Source organism: Nostoc sp. UHCC 0302 (assembly GCF_038096175.1).
Taxonomy (GTDB): Bacteria; Cyanobacteriota; Cyanobacteriia; order Cyanobacteriales; family Nostocaceae; genus UHCC-0302.
Genome location: NZ_CP151099.1, coordinates 2,625,555 through 2,645,855, shown reverse-complemented (window position 1 = coordinate 2,645,855; position 20,301 = coordinate 2,625,555). Strand labels below are relative to the sequence as shown.

The following is a 20,301-nucleotide window of genomic DNA, read 5'->3' as shown; positions in this document are numbered from 1 at the left end:
AGCTGACTTAGAATCAAATTGATTTAGTGGCGATCGCTTGCGGTGTCCAAGTGGGGCCGTCACAATGTGGTTTATCTGCTGTCCAAATCAGCTTATCTAAACAGATTTGCCGCTTATCCATGTTTTTCGTCCAAGCATGGTAGACCATGTACTCTGTCTCACCATCTGGCCCAAGAACAATAGAGTTATGTCCCGGCCCTATAACAAAATCAGGGACAGATTTTAGCACGCGCGGCCCAGTTTCGTTTCCCGCATCCGAGTAAGGCCCCATCACGCTATTAGCAACGCCGTAATCTACACCGTAGTTCTCGGTTTCCCAGCGTCCACCACTATAAAAGCAATAGTATCGGCCCTCATGTTTACGGACACAAGGGCCTTCTAAAGTATGCCAGTCAAAAATTTCACCATACATCAAACGGTTGGCTAAAAACCGTTGCCAATCTGATCGCGCACGCAAAACGACCTTACCCTCACCAGCAAGCTTTGTCATGGTTTGCAGGCGGTCTACAAACAGTGCTGTGCCAACACGTACACCACCCTCTGTATCCAGAAAATCACGGGCGTAAAACAGATACCACTGTCCATCATCATCGCAAAATGGGTGCGGATCAATTGCAAAGGGACAAGACTTCAGGTTTACAAGCGACTCGCCAACATCTTGATAAGGGCCTAACGGGGTGTCGCTTGTAGCTACACGCAACTGATGATTTTTATCTTCGTGTCCCACAGAGTAGTAAAGATAGAATTTGCCATCACAGTAAGCTACTTCGGGGGCCCAAAAATTATTACCAAGGGCGGGGTCTGGCCGCAGTAGTGCGTTACCAACAAAATTCCAATTTACAAAGTCAAATGACTGTAACAGAGGAAAAACACATTGATTTCTAGTGGAGTCAATGTTTTGGGCGGGAGCTACTTCATTAACTGTTCCTTCCGCCTCTGCTGCACCAGTACCGATCGCATAGTATACGCCTTGGTGCTGCCAAACAAAAGGATCGGCCAAATAGCCTTTGTAGACTGGATTAGTATAGGTTTGCATTTAATACCAGCTTCAATTTTTGTATAAATTACCTAATACAACAGAATTCAAAATAATGATTTTCAAAAATCTTTGCAATAATTGGAATCGGCTGTATCAGTTAAGTAGGTCAACTCAATTAAAGATAAAACAATAGTAGGGTGCGTTGTCGTGTAGCGCAACGCACCATCTTGATATCGTCTATCATTGTGCATTAGGCGTTCCACCATAACATACCCTACATCTTAGATTTTTTAGGTTAGATTTTTTAGGTTGAGCTACTTATTTGGTGAAATAATATCAGAGAGTTTGCATGGCTAATATATCGATGTAGAGACATTGCAGTGCAACGTCTCTACTAACAATCATTAACTGAACCGTATTGCTTTATAAATTCTCTGCACTAGCTGCAATTCGATTCCAAGCTGCTATCACTGACTGTAATTTCTTTGGTAGCTGATTTTGAGAAATATCGTTGTACTGAACTGTACCCTCTTGGCTGGTAAGAGTGTAAGTAATGAAATCAGCAGAACCGTTAGGTGCTGGATAACTCAAATTTTTGAATTCAGCAAATTTCTTTTTCTCTAATAATCGTTCAAACTGTTGCACTAATCTTACAGAAACGCGGCGAACACTACGCTCAGAATCATTAGCATCACCAATCCGTACCCGAATCAAACGCCCATCATTAAGCAAAACAGTTTCGTATGTTCTGCCAGTTATGCCTCCACTAGAGATTTCCCGAAATACCACACCTTGATCTAATGGTGGTGGTAACTCACTTGCGGGAATTGAGACAGGGCGCAGTGTACTATCGCTAGCCTTTTCATTTAACCTAATTGCAGAACCTGTTTGATTGGTGTGATAAACCAAGCTTTGCTTTCTCTCACCAACAACTACTTGCCAACCTGGGACTAAAGCTTGGGTACAGAATTCGTCAACATTAGGCAATTCTAAACAGCCATCTCTCCAAGTTTGCTTTTGAGCTTTAATGATAGTTAGTTGGGAAACTGGAATTTGCAAACGCTCAGATGCAGCTTGCAAAACCGCATTTTTGACAGATTCTGGTAAATTTGCTGGCAGGCTACTAATTAAAAATTGATTGGTTCTTTCTAGTGAGAGATTTGTAGAATCAGCAGAAGCACTTTTTATTAGTGTTAATCCACTACCAACCGACAAAATAGCAGTCAAAACAAAAGCAGTGAGAACTCGTCTTTGATTGGTAGTATATTTGCTTTTTAGGAGATTGTTCATAGTAAAGTGATTCACATTAGTAATTAACCAGTGTCTACTACTTATTTGTTATTAGTTACTGGCCAAAAGGCAAAGTAACAATAACTAGTAAGTAATGGCAAAAGAAAGCATTGGCAGATAAAAGTATAATATCCGGTTTTCCAGATCGGAATCTTTTTTAACTTATCTCAGATAATTCAGAGATTTACGCAATTACATAACAAATCTCGATTAAGCCGCATTTCTACTTATTTCAGGAACACCCGAAACTAAACTACTACTCTGTCAACGAAAAATTGAAGAGTATATGCTGTTCGTAGTTGGCGTCCTCTTCGCTAAAGTGTCAACTACGAATCTATCAAATCAAACGTGAATTAGCATCTGTCTTCTGCTTAGGCAGATATAAATACAGACGCTTATGTACTGATTGTTTGTTCCTTAACATTTACAATAAATTTATGTAGCGTTGTAAAAGAAGATATCTAATAACAAGTCCTTTTTTTGCAGTACTGTCTCACCACTGCCTCCATATACCCCAATCTATCAGCAATGCCAAAATTTAAAATAATCTGAAGCGGTTTTAGGCGCTAATAGCTTGTTGTTCAGATTCCATTAATTGATTACTTAGGGCATCAAATCTAATAGTACAGGCTGCCCAGTCTTTCAAATCAGGTGCTAGCCAGACTAACTTACGAAGAATTTCATCATTGACCCACAAAATTAGGGGAAAATGAAATTGTTTGCGAAACTCGTTCCGCATCAGATTGGCGCTGCTGATTAGTTGATTAATTTCTACCACAGATTCTAAACCCCGCACCATCAAAGCTTCTGGTTGGGTAGTGCCAATTGTAGTTGTGATAGTTGTGTAAAGTGTTTGGGCGTCAGGGGAGAGCAGGATTTCTTGAATGCCTGTTGATGAAAATTCTGTTAACAAATTCAGTATTTGTTGCTGGTTTTTAACAGAGTTACAACAGGCTAATAACAGTGAAAACTCTCCATCAGAAACCGCGATCGCCCTCGCTAATCTCTTAGTGGCGGCTGTGGTACTGATCATGCTATTTTCCGAATCACTTGAGCTTATCATTAAAAAATCCTGCTTTTTATTTTAAAAATAGCTGAGCGATATTCAGCTATTCTACCCTGTTAACTTTTACTCAAAAGTGTTACCCAGATATTGGGATAGTATTTTCTCTGTGATACCTAGCATAATCTGACTCATATCTGATCAGCAACTATACAGTCAACGGATAATTGGCAAGTAATGTCAAATTCGTGTAAACCAAAGAGAGCAAAAGCTAAGTTAGCACTCAACTATCATCCTAATCTCTAAAATGTCATCTCTGTCAGCAATTAAGTACAAAGCTTAATAAATATAGTTAAAATACACACTAAGTATAAACGGTAAAATAAATATCGAGAAGTGGGATAAAACTTAATTAGTTACTGGCTTATATGAAGGGAAACGCAACTTCTGCCCAGTTATCTCAGTCATTGTTCATAATTTTGATGAAGTTTGTAGCTAATTATGAACAGGTTTGTAAAGTGGTGTGTTGAGTTTCATCCTTGGCGGAATTTTCGCCAAAGTAGAAAGCCAGGATTATTTGCCATAATCGTTACCTTGAGTGTGTTAGCTACGGTAATGCTATCGTTTCCTCTGAACGCTCAAATCATGGGACAGCGATTGTCTCCGGCATTGCGCTTGGCGCAATCGCCAGCATCTGAGCTAAGGGGGGTATGGTTAACAAATATTGATAGTGATGTGCTGTTTTCGAGCGATCGCCTTAAAGGTTCTTTGCAACGCCTTGATCAACTAAACTTTAACACTATATATCCAGCGGTTTGGAATTGGGGGTATACATTATATCCCAGCAAAGTGGCTGCCAGAGTTATTGGGCGATCGCTTGATCCCACACCGGGGCTGCAAGGGCGAGACATACTCAAAGAAATGGTCAATGTGGGGCATCAGCAAGGGCTAACAGTCATTCCCTGGTTTGAATTTGGTTTCATGGCTCCAGCTGATTCCCTGCTAGCCAAAAATCGTCCCCAATGGCTCACCAGTCGCAGCGATGGTAGCCGAATTGTCAAAGAAGGAACACATAATCGGGTTTGGCTAAATCCCTTTCGCCCAGAAGTACAACAATTCATCCAAGATTTAATTATTGAAATCGTCAGAAACTACGACATCGACGGTATTCAATTTGATGACCATTTCGGCTTGCCATCGATATTGGGATACGATGCTTACACAGTGGCACTGTACAAAAAAGAACATCGTGGAAAAGCGCCCTCAAGAAACCCGCAAGATCCAGAATGGGTGCGCTGGAGAGCAAACAAAATTACCGACTTCACAAAGCGGGTATTTAAAGCCATCAAAGCCACTAAAAAAGATTGCATCGTTTCTGTTGCGCCAAATCCTCAGCGTTTCTCCTACGACTTCTTTTTAGCAGATTGGCAGAAATGGGAACGGATGGGAATTATCGAAGACTTGGTGTTGCAGATATACCGAGATAACTTAAATGTATTTATTAGTGAATTAGAGTACCCAGAAGTCCAAGCTGCAAAGAAACATATTCCTGTGAGCGTAGGTATTTTGGCTGGTTTGAAAAACAAATCTATACCGATGCAACAGATAGAGACACAAGTGCAAAAAGTACGCGATCGCAACTTTGCCGGTGTCTCTTTCTTTTTCTATGAAACCCTCTGGAACATGAGCAAAGAAAACCCGCAACAACGCCAGTCTGCTTTCCGAAAAATCTTCCCAACCCCAACGACTTACCCAAATTTGCTAGCAGATTGGAAACCGTAGGGGGATGAAGGGGCAGGGGGCAGGGGAGCAGGGAGCAAGGGGAGAAAAACTCTTGACTCCTAACTCCTCACTCCTAACTCAGCACTCTCAATACCCTACCTCCTAACTTCCTATTCCCAAACGCCCAGCCAAGCCGGGAGTCAGAGGGAGAAGAGTCGCAATCATTAAGAATAGAGCCAAAAGACCTAAAGCGGCTCTGGCATCATCGGGTTCACTGATTTCATTCAAGCTGGGGCGTTCTTGCTCCCGTTGTAAGAAGAAAATTACGATCGCCCAGTACATGGCAATAACATTACCGAGAGAGACTAGCGCCAACAAAATTAAAGTTGCTACTGTTGCCCTTCTTGCAGTTTTGCGTCCATAAATCGCTTGAACGATACGTCCTCCATCTAGCTGTCCAGCGGGCATTAAGTTCAAAGCGTTGATTGTTAATCCTAGCCAACCAATCACCACGAGAGGATGGATGCTTACTAAAGGTGACTGCAAAGCTGAACCAAGGACAACTCGTGCTAAGCTTCCTACCAAAATCGAGCCTTGGAAAAACTGATTTGGCAATTGAAATAAACTACCAGGGTGGGAAAGCAGTAAACCAGTGATCAACATTAGTAAAGAAACAATACCACCTGCGGCTGGCCCTGCCAAAGCAATATCAAATAGTACCTTGCGGTTGGGTAACAAGGATTCAAAACGGGTAATTGCGCCAAAGGAGCCAATTTGTACAGCGGGTAGAAAGTATGGCCAGCTAAGGCGGATTTTGTGACGTCGAGCAAGTAACCAATGCCCAATTTCATGTACTACCAAAATCGCAAATATCCCAGCACCTATCGGCAAAGCTTGTGTAACCCGTTCTGGATTGGCAAAGAAATCAAAATTCAGGAGTAAACCTGCGGCTTCTAAACTTGTGGCGATTGTCGCTACTAATAAGATACCCGCAAAGGCTTTCTGTGATAGTAACATCGGACGGGGATCATTGCGGCTCGGCAGGACAATCACCACGGGTTTACCATCTGTGTTTTCTACTAAAAACAGGCGATATTGCTCGCCAAGACGTGCTTGTAAACTTGCTGTTAAACGGTTGTGAACCTCCTCTGGTTCTCCTCGCAAATTGCCTTTAAAAATGGCTCCATCTTGATAAGCGATCGTTTCTGTGGCAAAAAACGTGTCAATACCGAAAATGCCTTTAATTGCGCTCAAGTCATCTTCAGGTATCGGCAGGACTTCTGGTTTTAGTTCTACAGTTACTGCTGACTGTGTAGAATTTGCTTCAGCGGAGGAATTAGCACTAAGCCTTTCGGTTGCCCGCTGCTTAAGTATGGCTTCTTGTCCAGCTGCGCGTAATCGTTTTCCCAAAAAGATGTACAACCCAGCAGAACCCACCACCAAGAATAATATACCCACTATATTGATATAAATCCCGGCTGCAAACAGTCCAAAAAACAGCAACCAAGGAGCCATCAACACCACCGACTGTAACCAGGCTAAGATTCCCAGCTTACCAAAAGGTCTGGCGCGATAAAAGCCCCAGCCCAAAATGCCGAAAGCTACCAGCACGATCGCCGCAATAATAGAAGTTTCTGATAAAGTAGACATCTCCAAACCTTTGCTATTGAAACCAAGCCAGAACAAGTCCGGTATTGCAGATACATCTATTAATCTATAACGCCAGCCGTCGTCTGCTCAAATGATATAGCTAACGAGGGCGATCGCCTCTTATCCTTCTCCTATCGGAAGCCAGCGCAATTATGCCCATAGGAGTTTACCGCAGTACGTAAAACCCAATTGCACAAGTCGAACTTACAATAACTCGACTTAATTAAATTATCGGTGAAAGTATCTCCATAAATTAGCTTTATCGTGGAGATACTCACCAAATATTGATTGTGCTGTCCTGACTGCCGCTGGCAGGCTTCTTTCCATCCAGATTGAAAGCGGCAGACCAAACTTTTTAAAAGTAGAGAATCTGTGGCTTTCAAACATTTTCTAATTATCTGTAATCACAAAATCAAATAGTTGATGCGCCATTTCTAATTTAGAACAAGGTGTAATTTCTAGTTGACGCCCTTGCTTATCTAAAACGATCGCTTGATTTTGATCACTGCCAAAACCACTATCAGGTTGATCGATAGGATTAGCAACAATAGCATCCAATTTTTTACTTTGCAATTTTTCCATTGCAGGCGTAACAATATCCCCAGTCTGTGCTGCAAACCCAATTAGCAGTTGATGCGGTTGTTTGTGTTGTCCTAATTGGGCGATGATATCTGGTACAGGTTCTAAAGGTAAGACTTGAGGCAGCGATCGCTTGGGTAATTTTTCTGTACTATAATCCTTGGGTTTGACATCCGCTACTGCTGCCGACATCACAATTAGATCAGCGTTAGGAAAATACTCTAGCATTGCCTGCTGCATTTGGTCTGCACTGAGAACAGAAATTGCTTGCACTCCCAATGGTACGTCCCAACTAGCTGGGCAGTTTACCATTGTAACGCTTGCCCCTCGGTGAAGTGCCGCTTGTGCTAAAGCCAATCCCATTTTACCTGTGGAGGGATTGCCAATAAACCTCACTGGGTCAAAATGCTCCCGCGTTCCCCCAGCACTAATTAATACCCTTTTTCCTGCTAAATCTCGTTTGCCTTGAGTGTGCAACAACGATTGAATATAAGCCAAAATTTCCGGGGGTTCTGCCAACCTACCAGCACCAACGCGATCGCACGCTAGTAAACCTGATGCTGTACTCATTCCATGATATCGGCTATCTAGCAATAGCTGTTGCCAATTCCGCTGCACCGTTAACTGTTCCCACATATCTGTATTCATTGCTGGCGCTAAAAGTACAGGACAAGTAGAAGCCAGCACAGTATTTGTGAGCAAATTATCAGCCATGCCGTAGGCTAACTTTGCTAGTGTATTAGCTGTTAAAGGGGCAATTACTATGACATCTGCCCATTCACCTAACTCGATATGTAAAGGGCGAGAGTGAGTTGCTTGCCAAAAATCATTATCTGTGTATGCAGGATGACGCGATAGAGTGGCTAAAGTCAAAGGCGTGACAAACTTTTGTGCCGAATCGGTGAGGATGACTCGAACTTCCACCCCAGATTTAAATAATGTTGAAACTAGTTCACAAACTTTGTAGGCGGCAATACCGCCGCCTACACCAACTAGAACCCTTTTTAATTTGGGATTTGACATAGTAAAGAACTAGGAGTGATTAGTTACAAAGAGTCAGAGGTTGGAAATATTAACATTTAACTCCTAACTCCTAACTCCTAACTCCTAACTAAGCAAATCGTTACGCCTCATCGTAGGGTTCCAAGTCTAAGAGGTAGATATAGGGTTCAACTAACTCAGGACGCTGAAACGCGATCGCGCGTAGCAGATGCCAATCATTCAAACCCTCAAAAGCATTACTGTAATTATCCAGCTCCAGACGTGTAGCCAACTGTTCTACTTCTGTCGCAGTCATGGCAGCAATTTCTTTCCGGGAAATGCTTAGAGTTGTCATAATGCTTGCCCCTCCCTAATGCAGCACTCAGCAACGCCACTTGCTCTACTTGGGGAAACCCCAAGACCCTTCGGGTTCGGCAGTTGTTCATGGGGGAAACCCCAAGACCACACTCCCTTATCGCAGTGGCTCCTCAGCATGGGTTAAGTTGCGCTTTTTTGCAGCCACCCAATATATATTACTCATTTAAGAGCATTGATTTCGTGAAATTTTTCAGGATTTATACCAGAAATTGTAAAAAATTTGTAACCCTGATTAACCAATTGCATTTACAACAAAATTTCGTAGCACTTCTAGCATTTGTGGACTGATTTCATGTCCCATGTCAAATTCGTGGTAATCTACCGCGATTCCTAGTGATTTTAAAGTTGCCTGTGCTTTTATGGCTGCTTGCAATGGCACAACTTCATCTTTTCTTCCATGAGTAATTAAAGTTGGCGTCAAACCATTGTTAGCTGCTGTTGCTGCACCGGGATGTAAATACCCACTCATCACAACTAAACCTGCAAAAGGTAACTTCAATCCCACATCCAAAGTCATTGCGCCGCCTTGAGAAAATCCACTCAAAATGGTGCGCGATAAAGGTACACCAGTGCTACTCTCTAGAGATACTAACCAATCTATTAGCAATTGCCGACTTTCTGGCAGACCCTGATACATATTTTCTGCACTTAAGTCGTACCATGCTCTCCCTATAGGAGAATAGGGATAAGGAAAAGGTGCATTAGGAAAGACAAAGTGATAATCTGGCAAGTTGAAAAATGGCAATAAAGATGCCACATCCTGAGCATTTGCACCCCAACCGTGTAGAGTAACAATTAAGCCTTTAGGTTCTTGCCCTGTGCTTGGGGAAACGGTGATAGATTCTAAAGTTTTAGTCATTGGTCAATGGTCAATGGTCAATAGTCATTAGTCAATGGTCATTAGTAACTCGCAACTGACAAATGACAGTCTTATTGCTAAGTATGCAACGGCAGGAAGAGAAATTTCACATTTCTTACCCCTTCTTGGTACTCTTAGTTTCTTGGTGGTTTGTAAAATAAACATCTGCCCCAACTTTTTCACTTCAAAGGAACCTTGGGAATTATGGCGCGTCTGGCACTGCTGAGTGTATCTAACAAAACTGGTTTAGTTGACCTTGCCCGTAGCTTGGTTGAAGAATTTGAATTCGATTTAATCAGCAGTGGGGGAACAGCCCAAGTCCTCAAGGATGCAGGGTTACCAGTTACAAAAGTCGCTGAATATACAGGTTCTCCAGAAATTTTAGGTGGCCGAGTCAAAACACTGCATCCCCGGATTCATGGGGGAATTTTAGCGCGGCGAGATGTGGCGCAAGATTTAACAGATTTAGAAAATAATCAAATTCGCCCGATTGATTTAGTGGTAGTAAATCTCTATCCTTTTGAGGAAACTATTGCTAAACCTGGGGTAACTTTACCGGAAGCGATTGAACAAATCGATATCGGTGGCCCAGCAATGCTAAGGGCAGCATCAAAAAACTTTGCCCATCTGACAGTATTGTCTAATCCAGGACAGTATGACGAGTATTTGCAAGAGTTACGCCAAAATAACGGCGAACCTTCTCTAGAATTTCGTCAAAAGTCAGCACTACAAGGATTTTTGCATACTGCTAGCTACGACCAAGCGATCGCTTCTTATCTCAGCAGTCAATCTCAGGAATCTCTACCGTCACAGTACACCCTCTCCGGGCAGCAATTGCAACCTCTACGCTACGGCGAAAATCCTCATCAAAGCGCTGGATGGTATCAAACTGGAAATACCCCAACTGGATGGGCAGCCGCTACCAAACTGCAAGGCAAAGAACTCAGTTACAATAATTTGGTGGATTTAGAAGCAGCACGGCGGATAATTTCTGAATTCACCGATAGCCCCGCCGCCGCAATTCTCAAACACACTAATCCTTGTGGTGTGGCTTTGGGAAATTCTCTGGTAGAAGCTTATGAAAAAGCTTTTAACGCGGATGCTGTTTCGGCATTTGGTGGGATTGTTGCACTCAACCGTCCGATTGATGCTGCGACTGCACAAGAATTAACTAAGACATTTTTAGAATGCGTGGTAGCACCAGCAATTGCAGAGGACGCCCAAGAAATTCTGGCAAAAAAATCTAATGTGCGCGTTTTAACTTTAGCAGATTTAGCTACTGGGCCAAAAGAAACAGTCAAAGCGATCGCTGGTGGTTTTCTTGTCCAAGCTGCTGATGATGCGAACGCTGACACTAGTAAATGGCAAATAGTCACTGAACGTCAACCCACTCCTGTGGAGTTAGCAGAATTGTTATTTGCGTGGAAAGTTTGCAAGCACGTTAAATCGAACGCCATAGTTATTACAGGCGATCGTACTACTTTAGGAGTTGGTGCTGGTCAAATGAACCGTGTTGGCTCGGTTAAAATTGCCTTAGAACAAGCTGGAAACAAAGCTAGAGGCGCATTTCTTGCCAGCGATGGATTTTTTCCCTTCGATGATTCAGTGAAAACAGCGGCGGCGGCGGGAATTACTGCCATTGTTCAACCAGGGGGAAGTTTACGTGATAAAGATTCCATTAAAGCTGCTAATGAACTCGGCTTAGTAATGGTGTTTACTGGTGTGCGTCACTTTTTACACTAAATTGTTATTGGGCATGGGGCATTGGAAGTCCTTAGTGGGGAGTCAGGAGTAGAGACGCGATTTATCACCTCTGTACAGGAGTCAGGAATCAGAAGTTATTTGGTTATTGTTCCTTTAATTCTCTGCCCCTCTGCCTCTTAAAAGTTCTAGTCCCCAAATTGGTACAGTTTGCAAATTGTCACCTAATATACTTGCTTTTTAATTGAAGCAGTGTTATCTTACAATCGTGTGTGAGGAGCAAGTTAAAAATAAAAAGCGTTTGGGGTGGAAACACGGCAACACTCCCAAGCGCTTTTTAATTTATGCTCAGCAATAGCATTTCTAATCCGGTTTTGAAATTGTCACCTAATATACTTGCTTTTTAATTGAAGCAGTGTTATCCTACAATCATGTGTGAGGAGCAAGTTAAAAATAAAAAGCGTTTGGGGTGGAAACACGGCAACACTCCCAAGCGCTTTTTAATTTGTGTCCAGAAATAGCATTTCTAATCCGGTTTTGAAAGTGTCACCTAATATACTTGCTTTTTGCTTGAAGCAGTGTTATTCTTCATTTGTGTGTGAGGAGTAAGTTGAAACTAAAAAGCGTTTGGGGTGGAAACACGGCAACACTCCCAAGCGCTTTTTGATTTATGCCCAGAAATAGCATTTCTAAATCCGGTTTTGAAAGTGTCACACAAGACACTGCTACTTTAATTGAACTAGTAATACTATGTACTCATGTGTGAGGAGCAAGTTAAAGCTAAAAAGCGTCTGGGGTGGAAACACGGCAACACTCCCAGGCGCTTTTTACTTGGTATGTCGTAAAACGCCTTCACGCATCTGCTAAAATTTTTAAATCATCATCTGTAGAGTAACAGCAAAGCTTCAGGTGCAAATTAACCGACTGACGCAACAAATTCAGTTCATTATCGAAATTGATCAGCTTAAACAGATAATGCGCCAAACCCTGCTCATAGATGGGTCACGCCGAGAAAATAGTGCAGAGCATTCTTGGCATTTGGCTATGATGGCAATGTCGTTAGCAGAATATGCACCAGATGCTGTTGATATATTTCATGCTATCAAAATGTTGCTGATTCACGATTTGGTAGAAATTGATGCAGGTGATACTTTCTGCTACGATGTGCAGGCGAATCAGCATAAAGCTCAAAGAGAAGCTCAAGCAGCGTTACGTTTATTCGGACTTTTACCAGCAGACCAGGGGGAAGAGTTACATCTACTCTGGGGTGAGTTTGAAGCAGGAGAAACACCCACAGCGAAATTTGCCGCAGCCCTAGACCGCATACAACCCTTACTGCATAATCAGAAAAATGGAGGCGGGACTTGGCGCGTGAATGGTATTACGCGGAATCAAGTAATGAAACGGGTAGCACCTGTAGAAATAGGTGCGCCGCAACTATGGCCGTTTGTTGTACAGTTAATTGATGATTGTGTGGCAGCAGGATATTTACAAGAATCTCCTGATTTGGGAGTGCTGAGTTAGGAGTCAAGAGAGACGCGATTAAACTCTTACGAGAAGCCGCTCTTCGAGCATCTACGCGTCTGTACAAGGTTAGTTATTTCTTTCCCTGCTCCCCAATACCCAGTTCCCTGTTCAAGACTGATGGGTTAAAATATGCTCCCACTCAGGCTTAGAGAGGGGTTGCGTATTTATTTGCATATCAAAACAATCACTAGCAGCAACAACTAAGGCTGAAATAATTTTTTCCACACTTAGGCTTTGGGGCAGCTGCACGTCCGTAAAAGATTCTGCACCAAAGACTTGAGAATACAACTCAGCATCCGATTGTAAACGGATAGAACCATGTTGCAAAATTGTGCTACCGCGTCGCAGTTGGGCGCTACCAATGAGTTTGCTTCCATTTGGTAAAACTAAATCTGCACCAGTAGCCGTGCCAAAACAATTAGGGTTGTGGATATAGCCTCGCCCAGCTGTACCATAATGCAATTCTACGCCAAGCGATCGCCACCCTTGAATCAAAAACTCACAAATTTTTTCATATACTTCCAGGCGTTTGCCAGTCAGCCTAGATGTAATCACAGCGTAAGTTAAATCACCTTGGTGCAACACCGCCCGTCCACCTGTAGGACGCCGCACCAAATCTAGTTTTTGACCTTGCCAAGTCAAATGCTGCCAATATTCAGGATATTGGCGTTGATGATAGCCGAGAGAAATGGCAGGTGGCGACCACCTATAAAAGCGCAGAGTTGGGGGATGTTTGCCTGAATGGTGCTGTTCTAGCAACCAATGGTCAATCGCCATCTGCACATTTCCGGTAGCTTCTAGTTCGGGAATCAGTCGCCACACTTTAGAGTTCAAGGTCAAAAGTTAGGAGTGAGGAGTTATGAATTAAAAAAGTTGATACAACTGACAACTCATAACTCACAACTAGAGCGAAGCGACTTAGTTAAGCCGCTCCAAATTCAGATTGTAAAGCTTCATCGTTGTCATCAGCGATCGTTGCCACGATTGTAATCAACCGCGAGACTTCGCCAGGAGATAACTCCGCTAAGGTGCGTGTCGAGATGACAACTACTTGGTTGTCAATAATACCGTAACGGGCTTCAAAGGTGCTAGAGCAGTTCAACTCTAACAAACGTCGTAGTAACTTGGGTTCATCTTTAACAGGCAACTTTAGCACTACAGACCAAACCGTTATAGTGTCTTCATCGCTTGTCCCACTAAGTTGTACAAATACTTCCACACTGCCATACTTAAACTTCCAGAGATAGCCACCCTCTGGGCTGTGGCGAACCATCGCGCTGTCATCTTGTTCTAGACTGTCTATAACATTTTCGATTACTTCCAGATGGTTAATGCTTGTTGTATCGGCATTTAACTCATTGGTGAATTGGTTGCTAGTTGGGGTTTCTTGGTAGCTTGTCATACAGATTTTTGTTTGAATCTACTCACACTTTCATCTACACATACTTTATAGCTTGTGAGCAAGGTTAATTTGAGCTTCCTTAAGTGATAGTCTTGTCATCAGTCATACCGGATATATTTCAGGTAAATATAGTAAAAAATATTACATTTAATCAGCTAAAAAATTATTTGTAAGATATTTTTAGCTGCACCTAGCTTACACACACAGAACAGCATATTTAAAGTCTATCGCCCAAAAGGATGCGCGAAACTATGTCTTCTATCTCCCAAATTGTGCAACGTGATGTTCGACGGTTGGGTATTAACCCGAATCACTGGTATGTGGTTGCACGGTGTAATGAAGTAACAACTAAGCCTAAAAGTGTGATAATTTGGCAGCAGGCGATCGCACTTTATCGCGACAGTAAAGGACAAATTCACGCATTAGAAGACCGCTGTCCCCACCGCCAAGTTAAACTGAGTCACGGGCAAGTTATTGGCGATGAATTGGAATGTGCTTATCACGGTTGGCGTTTTAATTCTACAGGTGAATGTGCAGCAGTTCCTTACTTAGCAGCCAATCAGAAACTACCAAATTGTAAAATTCGCCGTTACCAAGTCCAAGAACAAGACGGTTTTATATGGTTATTTCCCGGAGACGTTGAACCATCTGTAGAACCTCTGGGTTTACCAGAATGGGAACATTTAAATTATATTGCGACAGTTTCAGTTATTAATTGTCAAGCTCATTATTCTTACTTAATAGAAAATCTGATGGATATGTATCACGGACATTTACATCAAGATTTACAAGCTTGGGCTGAGGCAGTCTTACAAGATATTGATGAAGATACTAACCGTGTGGATGCTCATTATACAGCACAAAGTTATTATAAAATAGATAAAATTTGGTCTATATCTCAATTATTTTTTCCAGCATTAAGGCGGTTGCATCCTGAACTATTAGACGTGAGTTATGTTTATCCACATTGGGTTTCTACACTAGGAAAATATTTTAAAATTTATTGTTTATTGTGTCCAGTGAATGAGACACAGACAAAAGCTTATTTAATTCATTTCACCTCATTAAATGCATTTTGGCGTTTGCATAAATTGCCTGTATGGTTTCGGCGATTTGTCAAAGATAGTTTGTTTGGTGCAGCGCAAAAGTTACTTGATGGTTTGGTTATTCAAGATGTGCAAATGATTGAAGAGGAACAGCAGGCATATTTGCAGAATTCCGAGAGACGTAATTACGAATTGAATCGAGCATTGGTAAGCGTACAAAGGTTAATGCAGAGTCAAGTTCAGAGGTTGGAGTAAGGTTTTGAATTACTCCTGGTGCAGAGTATGCGGTGAAAGGTTAATGCAATGGATGAGCAAGAGGGAGCTCAACTTACACCAGGTGGACTAAAGAAACTTGGCAATCTTGTTAATATTAAAGATGAAGCTATTAGTGAAGCTATATAAGAATGTGGTAGAAAGCAAGACAGGTTAATCAGTTACGCAGCAATTATCAAAATTCTGAAGCCTAAAACAACAGCGTAAATTACTATTCACGAGTATTAATTATGACCCAAGTTTCAAGGATTGAGGAAATCAAAACTATGCTTTTTCAGCTACCAATTGAAGAACTAATAACGTTGATAGCAGAAATTGAAGAAAAACTCGAAACAGTGAGAATCATGCAACTGGCAGAAACAGGTTTTCAGGAGTGGAACGACCCAGAAGAAGATATTTATAATGACTAAGCCTAAAACATCAGAAATTTGGTTAGTCCGATTTCCTTTTAGTGATTTAACTTCCACAAAACTTAGACCAGCCCTGATTTTGGCAGTGCATCGAGAAGAATTAATTATATTAGGTATTTTCTCCAAAATTCCTGTTGGTGAGTTAGGGGAAACTTGGGTATTAATTTCATCAACATATCCTCAGTTTTCACAAACAGGACTAAAAAAGACATCTTTAATCAGGGCTGATAAAATTGCCACTGTTAATGAGTCAGTATTTGAAAGGCAATTAGGAAACTTGCCATCAGATATCTTGACTTTGGTGCAAGAAGCACTGAAAAAATCTCTTAACATTAATTAGGTGAAGCGATCACTCCTAGTATTCGCTGCATATCGAAAATGCTAGAATCACCATAGCGCAAATGCTTTTACAAGAGTCAGGGTGGAAAAAATAGAACTGTAACTCGATGAGAAAAACCTTGAGAAAGCGCACGCATTAGCAAAGTCTCGTCATTTTATCAACGGATTGAAGCACTCGGTTACAGTCTAAAGCTGGATAATTGGCGAATATAGATACTCTTCTGTCTAGGACAGGGCAAAATAAAAACAAGTAAGAGCGATTCTAAGCGCCACCCTGCCAATGAGCTACTGTCTTAATCCCCGTTGTCCAAAGCCTGAAAATACTGATGATGTCAAGTTTTGCCTGACTTGTGGTTCCAAATTACTTCTCAAAGAACGCTACCGCGCCATCAAACCAATAGGACAAGGTGGTTTTGGCAGAACCTTCTTGGCGGTGGATGAGGATAAACCCTCCAAACCCCGCTGCGTGATTAAACAATTTTATCCTCAAGCCCAAGGCACTAATACTGTGCAAAAAGCTGTGGAGTTATTTAACCAAGAAGCGGTGCAGTTAGATGAATTAGGCAAACATCCGCAAATACCCGAACTGTTAGCTTATTTTACTCAAGAGGATAGACAGTATCTTGTCCAAGAATTTATTAATGGGCAAAACTTAGCGCAGGAATTAGCATACAGAGGCGCTTTCAATGAAACGCAGATTCGGCAATTACTCAATGATTTATTGCCAGTACTGCAATTTTGTCATGTAAGACAAGTTATTCACCGTGATATTAAGCCAGAAAATATTATTTTACGTGAGAGCGATCGCAAGCTAGTTATAGTAGATTTTGGAGCCTCTAAATCTGCCACTAGCACTTCTTTAAATAGAACTGGAACTAGTATTGGCAGCCCTGAATATGTTGCCCCAGAACAAATGAGAGGCAGGGCTGTTTTTGCCAGTGATATTTATAGTTTAGGTGCTACTTGTATTAATTTATTAACTGGGCGATCGCCTTTTGATTCTTATGATACCAATAACGATACATGGGTTTGGCAGCAATACTTGCAAACTCCCGTGAGCAATCAGCTGAGTAGCATTCTCAATAAAATGCTAGAAAGTTTCCCGGTTCGACGTTATCAAACAGTAGATGAAGTTCTCAAAGACTTAAATCAACATTCACAAGTAGCTGCAACACCAGCAATAGCAGTAAAGCCTGCTCCGCAACCACTGCCTACTTCTGCACCCCAAATTTTCACAAAATCTCATAGTCAAATTGACTTAGAACTAGAGGAGATGAAAACTCAATTTTTGAGTGGTGGGAAAGCCAAAAATAATCCAAGCCAAACACCAACTCCTCAAGCTCAACCTTCTAGTACAGACAAAATAGATAAAGAATTAGAAGAGTTAAAGGCTAAATATCTTGGTAATAACAACTCTTAACTCTTGTACAGACGCCATGAATCGCGCCTCTACTCCTAACTCTTGTACAGACGCGTAGACGCTCGAAGAGCGGCTTCTCGTAAGAGTATAATCGCGTCTCTTAATTCAGCACTTGTAAAAAGAAAGTGACTCTGAAACTCAGAGCCACTGTTAAATCTGCATTTTGAAACTTTCTAAACTTTCAGAATCTGCCGATGTAGAGGCGTGAAAGTCTATTTTTTATCAGCTTCAGCAATGGGAACCCATTCAGTATGGAAAGTCCCAGGCTTATCAAGACGAAGGTAAGTGTGTGCGCCGAAGTAATCGCGCTGTGCTTGAGTGAGGTTTTGGGGCAAGCGATCGCGGCGATAGCTGTCAAAATAATCTAATGATGCGCTAAATGCGGGTACTGGAATTCCCAGCGTTGCAGCTGTCGCAATCACTTCCCGCCAAGCAGTCTGCCTATCGAGAATTGTCTGCTTAAATTCGGGAGCTAACAGCAAGTTAGGCAAAGCTGGATTTTCGCTAAAAGCCTTCTTAATCTTATTCAAGAAGCGAGCGCGAATAATACAACCACCTTTCCAAATCCGCGCTAATTCACCCAGATTCAAATCCCAGTTATATGTTTTTGAAGCTGTGGATAGCAGCGCCATCCCTTGAGCATAAGAACAGATTTTTGAGCAATAGAGAGCATCGCGTACTTTGTTGATAAAGTCCTTAGTTTGCCCCTCATACTTGCCGCTGGGGCCTGTAAGGGCTTTAGATGCTGCAACCCGCTCCTCTTTAATGGAAGATATAATCCGGGCATTAACTGCTGCTGTAATTGTGGGAATAGAGACTCCCAATTCCAACGCAGTCTGCACAGTCCAGCGTCCAGTTCCCTTTTGACCTGCTGCGTCAACAATCAAATCCACCAGGGGTAGATTTGTTTCTGGGTCAATATACGGGAAGATATTCTTCGTAATCTCAATCAAAAATGAATCGAGTTCATCCGTGGTGTTCCATTCAGCAAACACCTCATGTAGCTGAGTAGTGTTTAATCCAGCCACATTTTTCAGCAAGTCGTAGGCTTCAGCAATCAGCTGCATATCCCCGTACTCAATGCCGTTGTGTACCATTTTCACGTAGTGACCCGAACCACCGGGGCCAACGTACGTTACACAGGGACCATCATCGACTTGGGCAGCAATTTTGTTGAAAATTGGTGAGAGATACTCGTAGGAACTTTTTGTACCTCCAGGCATTAGTGAAGGGCCGTTTAGTGCGCCTTCTTCACCACCGCTAACACCCATACCGAGATACCGAAGTCCAGCGGGTTCTAATTCCTGAGTGCGTCGTTCTGTATCTTCAAACCAAGAGTTGCCACCATCGATAATGATATCGCCTTCTTCTAGCAAAGGTCTGAGTTGAGCAATCACCGCATCCACTGGCTTACCAGCTTGCACCATTACTAGGATTTTGCGGGGACGTTCCAATAATGCGACAAATTCTTCTAGGGTAAAGGCGGCTTTGACGTTCCGTCCTGGCGCACGCTGCGCCATAAAAGCATCCGTTTTTTCTCTGGAGCGGTTGTAAACTGCAATTGGGAAGCCATTACGCTCGACGTTTAGAGCGATATTCTCACCCATAACGGCTAATCCAATCACACCAAAGCTTTGTAGTGTCATAAATTTGTTTGGCTAACTCTTGCAGATCCTTTTATCTTTAAGGGTAGTCCGAGATTTTCGCTGATCTCCTAAAGAAGACCTTAAGAGTTGATATAAATAGCAAAAATCCGCAACTAACACAGATAATTAATTTTAATTTGTATCTTAATCAACAATTAACTGGCAAAATTTGCAAAATTGTTAGTTGAGGGATTGGGGACTAGGGACTAGGGACTGGGAAAGAATTTAATTGACTAAATTAGTTTTTTCCTAATACCTAATACCCAATACCATATACCCAGTCCCCAGTCCCCGATCCCCAGTACCCAGTCCCTAGTCAAAGGAGTAACCAAATAATGCTGGCATATGTCCTAGCTTTAGTGGTCGGTCTTGGTAGTTTAGCCCTTTACATATCAGCTTTCTTTTTCCCAGAAATCCACCGTAAGAATGACTTTATTTGGAGTGGAATAGGACTATTTTATGCTTTAGTTTTATGGGTGTTTGCACCACGCATTTCTGGAGGATTGCTACTTGGTCATATAGCTAGTGTGGCTCTTTTGGTTTGGTTTGGCTGGCAAACTCTTTCATTACGTCGGCAACTAACGCCACAGGCACAACAAACCCAAGTACCCAGTTCTGAAACGGTGAAAACTAGCATTCAGGAACAGGTTAATAAATTGTCTGTTCAGGAACGGCTAGCTCAGTTCCAACAAGGTCTTGGTAGCACCTTCAGTGGTGTGAAAGACAAAGTACAGCAGACTGTGAGTAAAAAAACACCCACAACCCCCAAACCTGAAGACATTACCTCTGTACTCAGAGAGCAACCCACTGTTGAGATTATTGACAAAACTACTGCTACACCAGAAAAACCAACAGAGGAAGCAGTTACAACTACTGACACAGAATTAAATACCGAGAGTTTGCCGGAAGTTATTCCACCAAATCCTCCATCTCCCGAATTGGTGGAAGCAGCGCAACCAGATACTGAAGCTGAGGACAAAAAACCGATTCCTGTAGAAGAAATTGCTCCAGATGCGGTACTTGCTCCCCCAGCAGAAGCACCACCTGAAGAAATACCGCCTAATCAAACTAGTTGAATTCTGTGAAACCCAACGTT

The 20,301-nt window shown here is 42.2% G+C and carries 19 protein-coding genes; 8 read left to right on the top strand and 11 right to left on the bottom strand.

All coding sequences use genetic code 11. The features are described 5' to 3' along the window. Positions 1-13: 13 nt before the first annotated feature. The 4 genes from WKK05_RS10930 to WKK05_RS10915 form a co-directional block, all read right to left on the bottom strand. Complete coding sequence (locus WKK05_RS10930; protein ID WP_341529751.1) at positions 14-1,036, bottom strand: glycoside hydrolase family 43 protein; 1,023 nt, start codon at positions 1,034-1,036, stop codon at positions 14-16. A gap of 62 nt (positions 1,037-1,098) precedes the next feature. After that, positions 1,099-1,245, bottom strand: coding sequence for a hypothetical protein (locus tag WKK05_RS10925; RefSeq protein WP_341529750.1), 147 nt, complete (start codon positions 1,243-1,245; stop codon positions 1,099-1,101). Between the two features lie 157 nt (positions 1,246-1,402). Next, positions 1,403-2,269: a hypothetical protein gene (locus tag WKK05_RS10920; protein ID WP_341529749.1), complete on the bottom strand. Its 867-nt coding sequence runs from the start codon at positions 2,267-2,269 to the stop codon at positions 1,403-1,405. A gap of 559 nt (positions 2,270-2,828) precedes the next feature. Further along, positions 2,829-3,332, bottom strand: coding sequence for a hypothetical protein (locus tag WKK05_RS10915; RefSeq protein WP_341529748.1), 504 nt, complete (start codon positions 3,330-3,332; stop codon positions 2,829-2,831). A gap of 441 nt (positions 3,333-3,773) precedes the next feature. Here WKK05_RS10915 and WKK05_RS10910 point away from each other — a divergent pair, with 441 nt between their 5' ends. Then, positions 3,774-5,054: a glycoside hydrolase family 10 protein gene (locus WKK05_RS10910; protein WP_341529747.1), complete on the top strand. Its 1,281-nt coding sequence runs from the start codon at positions 3,774-3,776 to the stop codon at positions 5,052-5,054. Between the two features lie 102 nt (positions 5,055-5,156). On the opposite strand, the gene WKK05_RS10905 is transcribed toward WKK05_RS10910, so the two are convergent. The 4 genes from WKK05_RS10905 to WKK05_RS10890 form a co-directional block, all read right to left on the bottom strand. After that, positions 5,157-6,644, bottom strand: a complete 1,488-nt coding sequence (locus tag WKK05_RS10905) for a site-2 protease family protein (RefSeq protein WP_341529746.1) — start codon at positions 6,642-6,644, stop codon at positions 5,157-5,159. Between the two features lie 390 nt (positions 6,645-7,034). Then, positions 7,035-8,246 carry a bifunctional phosphopantothenoylcysteine decarboxylase/phosphopantothenate--cysteine ligase CoaBC gene (coaBC, locus tag WKK05_RS10900; RefSeq protein ID WP_341529745.1) on the bottom strand — a complete coding sequence of 404 codons (1,212 nt, stop codon included), beginning with the start codon at positions 8,244-8,246 and terminating at the stop codon, positions 7,035-7,037. A 100-nt stretch (positions 8,247-8,346) separates the two neighbouring features. Further along, on the bottom strand, positions 8,347-8,559 hold the full coding sequence (locus WKK05_RS10895; protein ID WP_341529744.1) for a DUF2555 domain-containing protein: 213 nt from the start codon (positions 8,557-8,559) through the stop codon (positions 8,347-8,349). Positions 8,560-8,814: 255 nt separating this feature from the next. Beyond that, a complete protein-coding gene (locus WKK05_RS10890; protein WP_341529743.1) occupies positions 8,815-9,441 on the bottom strand; it encodes an alpha/beta hydrolase in 627 nt (208 codons plus the stop codon). Between the two features lie 204 nt (positions 9,442-9,645). Here WKK05_RS10890 and purH point away from each other — a divergent pair, with 204 nt between their 5' ends. Both purH and WKK05_RS10880 read left to right on the top strand, forming a co-directional pair. Continuing rightward, complete coding sequence (gene purH, locus WKK05_RS10885) at positions 9,646-11,184, top strand: bifunctional phosphoribosylaminoimidazolecarboxamide formyltransferase/IMP cyclohydrolase (RefSeq protein WP_341529742.1); 1,539 nt, start codon at positions 9,646-9,648, stop codon at positions 11,182-11,184. A gap of 867 nt (positions 11,185-12,051) precedes the next feature. Then, positions 12,052-12,666: an HD domain-containing protein gene (locus WKK05_RS10880; RefSeq protein WP_341529741.1), complete on the top strand. Its 615-nt coding sequence runs from the start codon at positions 12,052-12,054 to the stop codon at positions 12,664-12,666. Between the two features lie 111 nt (positions 12,667-12,777). Here WKK05_RS10880 and WKK05_RS10875 read toward each other — a convergent pair whose 3' ends face one another. Further along, positions 12,778-13,446, bottom strand: coding sequence for a biotin/lipoate A/B protein ligase family protein (locus WKK05_RS10875; RefSeq protein ID WP_341531062.1), 669 nt, complete (start codon positions 13,444-13,446; stop codon positions 12,778-12,780). A gap of 145 nt (positions 13,447-13,591) precedes the next feature. After that, the gene (locus WKK05_RS10870; protein ID WP_341529740.1) at positions 13,592-14,071 is read right to left on the bottom strand and encodes a YbjN domain-containing protein; all 480 of its coding nucleotides are present in this window, start codon (positions 14,069-14,071) and stop codon (positions 13,592-13,594) included. Between the two features lie 251 nt (positions 14,072-14,322). Here WKK05_RS10870 and WKK05_RS10865 point away from each other — a divergent pair, with 251 nt between their 5' ends. The 4 genes from WKK05_RS10865 to WKK05_RS10850 all read left to right on the top strand — a co-directional run bounded on the left by WKK05_RS10865 (position 14,323) and on the right by WKK05_RS10850 (position 17,559). Next, positions 14,323-15,372 (top strand): aromatic ring-hydroxylating dioxygenase subunit alpha, encoded by a 1,050-nt coding sequence (locus tag WKK05_RS10865; protein ID WP_341529739.1) that lies wholly within the window; start codon positions 14,323-14,325, stop codon positions 15,370-15,372. Between the two features lie 248 nt (positions 15,373-15,620). Continuing rightward, on the top strand, positions 15,621-15,800 hold the full coding sequence (locus tag WKK05_RS10860; RefSeq protein WP_341529738.1) for a hypothetical protein: 180 nt from the start codon (positions 15,621-15,623) through the stop codon (positions 15,798-15,800). After that, positions 15,793-16,140: a type II toxin-antitoxin system PemK/MazF family toxin gene (locus tag WKK05_RS10855; protein WP_341529737.1), complete on the top strand. Its 348-nt coding sequence runs from the start codon at positions 15,793-15,795 to the stop codon at positions 16,138-16,140. Before WKK05_RS10860 ends, WKK05_RS10855 begins: the two co-directional genes overlap by 8 nt. 279 nt (positions 16,141-16,419) lie before the next feature. Beyond that, a complete protein-coding gene (locus WKK05_RS10850) occupies positions 16,420-17,559 on the top strand; it encodes a serine/threonine-protein kinase (protein WP_341529736.1) in 1,140 nt (379 codons plus the stop codon). 212 nt (positions 17,560-17,771) lie between these two features. Here the strand turns inward: WKK05_RS10850 and gndA are convergent, their stop codons facing one another. Then, entirely contained in the window at positions 17,772-19,205 is a 1,434-nt protein-coding gene (gene gndA, locus WKK05_RS10845) for an NADP-dependent phosphogluconate dehydrogenase (protein ID WP_341529735.1), read from the bottom strand. Positions 19,206-19,540: 335 nt separating this feature from the next. On the opposite strand from gndA, the gene WKK05_RS10840 reads away from it, so the two are divergent. After that, entirely contained in the window at positions 19,541-20,281 is a 741-nt protein-coding gene (locus tag WKK05_RS10840; RefSeq protein WP_341529734.1) for a Ycf66 family protein, read from the top strand. Positions 20,282-20,301: the final 20 nt, after the last annotated feature.

Excerpts from the sequence above, each read along its gene's own strand:
- WKK05_RS10930 (WP_341529751.1), bottom strand. The coding sequence starts at position 1,036 with ATGCAAACCTATACTAATCCAGTCTACAAAGGCTATTTGGCCGATCCT.
- WKK05_RS10925 (WP_341529750.1), bottom strand. The coding sequence starts at position 1,245 with ATGGTGGAACGCCTAATGCACAATGATAGACGATATCAAGATGGTGCG.
- WKK05_RS10920 (WP_341529749.1), bottom strand. The coding sequence starts at position 2,269 with ATGAACAATCTCCTAAAAAGCAAATATACTACCAATCAAAGACGAGTT.
- WKK05_RS10915 (WP_341529748.1), bottom strand. The coding sequence starts at position 3,332 with ATGATAAGCTCAAGTGATTCGGAAAATAGCATGATCAGTACCACAGCC.
- WKK05_RS10910 (WP_341529747.1), top strand. The coding sequence starts at position 3,774 with ATGAACAGGTTTGTAAAGTGGTGTGTTGAGTTTCATCCTTGGCGGAAT.
- WKK05_RS10905 (WP_341529746.1), bottom strand. The coding sequence starts at position 6,644 with ATGTCTACTTTATCAGAAACTTCTATTATTGCGGCGATCGTGCTGGTA.
- coaBC (WP_341529745.1), bottom strand. The coding sequence starts at position 8,246 with ATGTCAAATCCCAAATTAAAAAGGGTTCTAGTTGGTGTAGGCGGCGGT.
- WKK05_RS10895 (WP_341529744.1), bottom strand. The coding sequence starts at position 8,559 with ATGACAACTCTAAGCATTTCCCGGAAAGAAATTGCTGCCATGACTGCG.
- WKK05_RS10890 (WP_341529743.1), bottom strand. The coding sequence starts at position 9,441 with ATGACTAAAACTTTAGAATCTATCACCGTTTCCCCAAGCACAGGGCAA.
- purH (WP_341529742.1), top strand. The coding sequence starts at position 9,646 with ATGGCGCGTCTGGCACTGCTGAGTGTATCTAACAAAACTGGTTTAGTT.
- WKK05_RS10875 (WP_341531062.1), bottom strand. The coding sequence starts at position 13,446 with ATGGCGATTGACCATTGGTTGCTAGAACAGCACCATTCAGGCAAACAT.
- WKK05_RS10870 (WP_341529740.1), bottom strand. The coding sequence starts at position 14,071 with ATGACAAGCTACCAAGAAACCCCAACTAGCAACCAATTCACCAATGAG.
- WKK05_RS10865 (WP_341529739.1), top strand. The coding sequence starts at position 14,323 with ATGTCTTCTATCTCCCAAATTGTGCAACGTGATGTTCGACGGTTGGGT.
- WKK05_RS10860 (WP_341529738.1), top strand. The coding sequence starts at position 15,621 with ATGACCCAAGTTTCAAGGATTGAGGAAATCAAAACTATGCTTTTTCAG.
- WKK05_RS10855 (WP_341529737.1), top strand. The coding sequence starts at position 15,793 with ATGACTAAGCCTAAAACATCAGAAATTTGGTTAGTCCGATTTCCTTTT.
- WKK05_RS10850 (WP_341529736.1), top strand. The coding sequence starts at position 16,420 with ATGAGCTACTGTCTTAATCCCCGTTGTCCAAAGCCTGAAAATACTGAT.
- gndA (WP_341529735.1), bottom strand. The coding sequence starts at position 19,205 with ATGACACTACAAAGCTTTGGTGTGATTGGATTAGCCGTTATGGGTGAG.
- WKK05_RS10840 (WP_341529734.1), top strand. The coding sequence starts at position 19,541 with ATGCTGGCATATGTCCTAGCTTTAGTGGTCGGTCTTGGTAGTTTAGCC.